The following is a 3813-nucleotide window of genomic DNA, read 5'->3' as shown; positions in this document are numbered from 1 at the left end:
TAAACATAATTGTAAGTTTATAATACCATTTTTATCTGTTTGAGTATTATAACTACCAATTAGTTTTTTATAACCTGCATCTTCATACACCCCAACAACAATAGGTTTGTTGTTATAATTAGGAATACTTGCGTTAATATAGTTTTTTACTTGTTTTTGATAACCAGTTTGTAATTTTAGTAGTCCACTACTATCTGCCCAGTACGCTTTAGTTACTTGTGGTTGCACTACTTTTATACTTTATTTATTTCTAAAGTTTTTTTTACAACTTAAAAAAGAAAATACTATAAGCAAATTGATTGCTGTTTTTATCAAATTATACAAGTTTTAATTAAGATTATTACCCTGCTAAATCTATACCTGTTATTAAAATTTTTTTATTTATTTTTTCAATAGTAAAAAACACATTGAATTCTATATTAGGAAAATTTTGCTGTATAATATATTTAAGATTACCTTCTTTAAAAGATTCTCTGGATTGCAAATCAGAAACCTCTTCTTTTCGCATAAATTCTTTCATGAAATAACTATCTAGCACATCGTAATCTCTAGCTATAAACAACCTTTTATCTTTTATAACCTCTCCTGACGAATTGTAAGGAAAACTAATAAAGGTTAAAACACTTAAAGTATCTTTCTTTTTTAATATTTCTACTAGTTCTTTCTTAAATATGTCTATCTCTTTTTGACTAAGATGTTCTTGTTTCTTCTCAACTTCATAACTTTTATCAAGAGAATTTTCACTTTTAGTCGTTTTTTTATTCTTACAGCCAAAGGCAACTAATATTAATAGAATGAGAATATATTTACCTAGATGATTCTCCATTTTTAGATTCTTTAATTGTTGTATTTAATAATTTTTTATTAGCATCTTTTGCTGACTTGTATACATCACTTGCCGTAAGTTTATCAATATCATTTAGTTCGAAATCCTTAGGAACATAAAAACCTCTAAATATCTTATAATGTGACTTATTATTCTTGTCTTTATAACTAAAAAAAGCATTCCCTGAACAATCATATTTAGATACTTTGAGCCTATCTCCTTGATTCCCTCCTAAAAGTGCGTAAGTCTCTCCAGAAATTTTCCCGTAAACAAATGCAACATGACCGCTACTAAATATTTTACTACCAGTTTTATTACAGTCTGAGAAAACAGCAATTGCTCCAAAAACAGACTTCTCTATCTTTTTTAATGAAGTATGGTTAATAAATAATCTGGAAGCTTTAGTTTTAGGCCCTTTTATATTTGACGTTCCAATAGCCCAACTAACAAAAGAAGCACACCAAGCGACTGAAGATTTTGCTTTAGCACCAGTATACTCATGATATTTTTCAACCATTTCAGATAATGGGTAAACCCACTCTTTTTTCCCAGAAGCTTTTACAGCTTCCTTAACTACCAAGTCCATCCAAGGAGCTCTCTCTTTTTTTATACCAATAATTTCTTCCTCTACTTCCCCTTTATCCGTAGCCTTCAATAAATTATTTTCAAAATATTTATCACCTCTTATAAAATTAATACCATGTACTTCTTCTGTACCAATATAAAAAGAATCTTTACCTAATAGACTTGACTCATACCAATCTACTTTTAAAACGAACTCTCTAGTTGCTTTTCCGTTTTTAGTAACTATTGCCGTATCATCATCAATAGAATAATCTTTTACCATCGTTTTTCTATAAATATTAATCGATACTTTTTTACCAATCATATTTAAAGTTTCTACAACCGCTTTTACTTTAGCTCCGTAAGGCACTTTATCACTTTCTGTAACTTTCTTGCCATTATATATAAAATACGCATTGGTAATTTGCTGTTTAGCACTTACTTCAATAATGGAGTTATTAACATCGTAAACTGGTTTTTTAAAAGTATAAAGTTTACTATTTACAATACCCTCTATTTGAAATTGCAAACAAGAGTTTTCATTATCTTCCAATAACAAGTGCTTTTTATAACTATCATTCAATTTTAATTGATAGTTTACATTCCCATCTTTATCCGTTTTAGTAACAAAAGGTTGTTGCGTTATTTTCTTCCCGTTTACGAACAAATAGATGCCTACTGTTTGATTACCAAAATACGGAATTTTTGCAGATATATAATTTTCAATCGAATTAAGTCCTGTAATCTTTTTAATCTTCCCTGCTTCATCTTTCCAGTTCGCTTCAGTAACTTGTGGTTGCACTACCTTTATACTTTTACATGCATTGGTAAGTTTTTTAGAACTATTGTAACTATCTTAAATTAGGGTAATCCTCTCTCTTAATTTTACCTGTTTTGAATGGACAGTATTTTGGTTTTAATTTTGTAAAATCAAAAGAAGGGTATTCTTTTAAAACTGTAATAGAATCACTACCTGTTAAATAAATTGTTTTTTCTGAAGAGTTAATTATTGTATATTCAGGGGGTTTCCCATCTATCCAACTACTATTTATATTAACATCACTAGTTACAATATCTAGTTTATTATCATTGTTAATATCTATGATCCAACTTTCTCTCAAGTCTATAGTTTCATCTTCGTTAGAACTTACGAATGATAAAGACATATCAAGTTCTACTATTTTTTCTTTTACAGTATCATATATGATTAAAAGGTGATTGTAATCATCATACTTAATCAATCCTATAAAATTATCACTAAATTTTATTTTCCCTGAATAATAAAATTCCGACAAAAACATATCTACATTTAAAAAATTAATTTCTTCTTTTGATAGTTCATCAACTTTTATCTTTTCACTATTATTAATTATACTGTCATGTAAAGGAGAAGTAACTGGGGAAAAACGTATTGTATCTTTCTCTATAAGTTTAAAGTTTTTTACAACACTTTCAAAAGGTTTTTTTAGAAGATTACCTGTTTCTTTTTTTATAGATTTATTTTTATCTTGCTTACAAGCCAAAATAAGCCAAAATAACACAAAAAAAAGTAGTTTATAGTTATTCATTCCGTTAGTTTTTATGGTAAAAAAAATTATTTGATATTGTCTTTAGTTATATAAGCATTATTTTTTACACCTTCAGCTATATGTAAGTGATTTGTGTTATCAGTTATAACTTTCAAAGTATACCCTTTAGTAACAAACTCTTCAATTAATTTTTTAATTCTTTTACTTTTAATCTTCTTACAAGCCCAATCACCACTTAATTTAGACTGATGAGGAGCGTAACCAGTTGGAAAAAATAATCCTTGCATAGGTAGTCCAATTTCATAGGTTCCTTTAGGTAGATTTTTTAATATATTATATACCATTTTTTCCGCTTTATTTTTATCAAATAGAATAGTATCACCATTTTCTGTTTGTAAATTTATATCTATTGCTTTCCCTTTATTACCATGATTGGTTGTCCTTAACTCTCCTGCTGAAGCATTTTTTTGTTTAGTATTCCATATCATAAAACTGCCAAGTACTATTCTATCCTTATTTCCTGTTTTTATAGATTGTTTCATTTTTTTACGTAAAATAGATAAGACTAAGTCTAATGCAGGTATCTTCTTCTTTTTAGTATCAAAATAAGGGAACTTACCTTTTCCATTCCCTAATTTTTCTCCTTTAGAAATTTTTATAAAAGTGTCTTCTACACCCCCTATATTTTTGCCATTTGATTTATATAACCCTGATTTATCACCTTCTTCACTAAAACTAATAAAATCTAAATCTCTTGCTTTTAAAATGAGCTTAGCAATTGAGGCATTCTTTTTCGCTATCGATGATTTATCATATTCTAATTCTAGCCACTTCTGTATTGGATCGTTATTTAAAATTTTAATACTCTTATCTATTATCTCTCCTTGTTGGTGG

Annotated in this window: 5 protein-coding genes; all 5 read right to left on the bottom strand. The window is 27.8% G+C overall.

Annotated elements, in window-relative coordinates; genetic code table 11:
* A partial coding sequence (locus tag H518_RS19655) for a hypothetical protein (RefSeq protein WP_043706839.1) occupies window positions 1-228 on the bottom strand: 228 nt, incomplete at its 3' end.
* A gap of 112 nt (window positions 229-340) precedes the next feature.
* Window positions 341-826, bottom strand: a complete 486-nt coding sequence (locus tag H518_RS0109955) for a hypothetical protein (RefSeq protein ID WP_028888916.1) — start codon at window positions 824-826, stop codon at window positions 341-343.
* A complete protein-coding gene (locus H518_RS0109950; protein ID WP_028888915.1) occupies window positions 807-2192 on the bottom strand; it encodes a C40 family peptidase in 1386 nt (461 codons plus the stop codon). Before H518_RS0109950 ends, H518_RS0109955 begins: the two co-directional genes overlap by 20 nt.
* Before the next feature lie 49 nt (window positions 2193-2241).
* Entirely contained in the window at window positions 2242-2958 is a 717-nt protein-coding gene (locus tag H518_RS0109945; RefSeq protein ID WP_028888914.1) for a hypothetical protein, read from the bottom strand.
* 26 nt (window positions 2959-2984) lie between these two features.
* Window positions 2985-3813, bottom strand: an 829-nt coding sequence (locus tag H518_RS21220; RefSeq protein ID WP_043706837.1) for a hypothetical protein, incomplete at its 5' end; no start/stop codon positions are given.

Origin of the sequence: Tenacibaculum ovolyticum DSM 18103 (assembly GCF_000430545.1) — a bacterium.
GTDB classification, from domain to species: Bacteria; Bacteroidota; Bacteroidia; order Flavobacteriales; family Flavobacteriaceae; genus Polaribacter; species Polaribacter ovolyticus.
The sequence above is the reverse complement of the archived record's forward strand: the minus strand, read 5'-3'. Positions and strand labels throughout refer to the sequence as shown.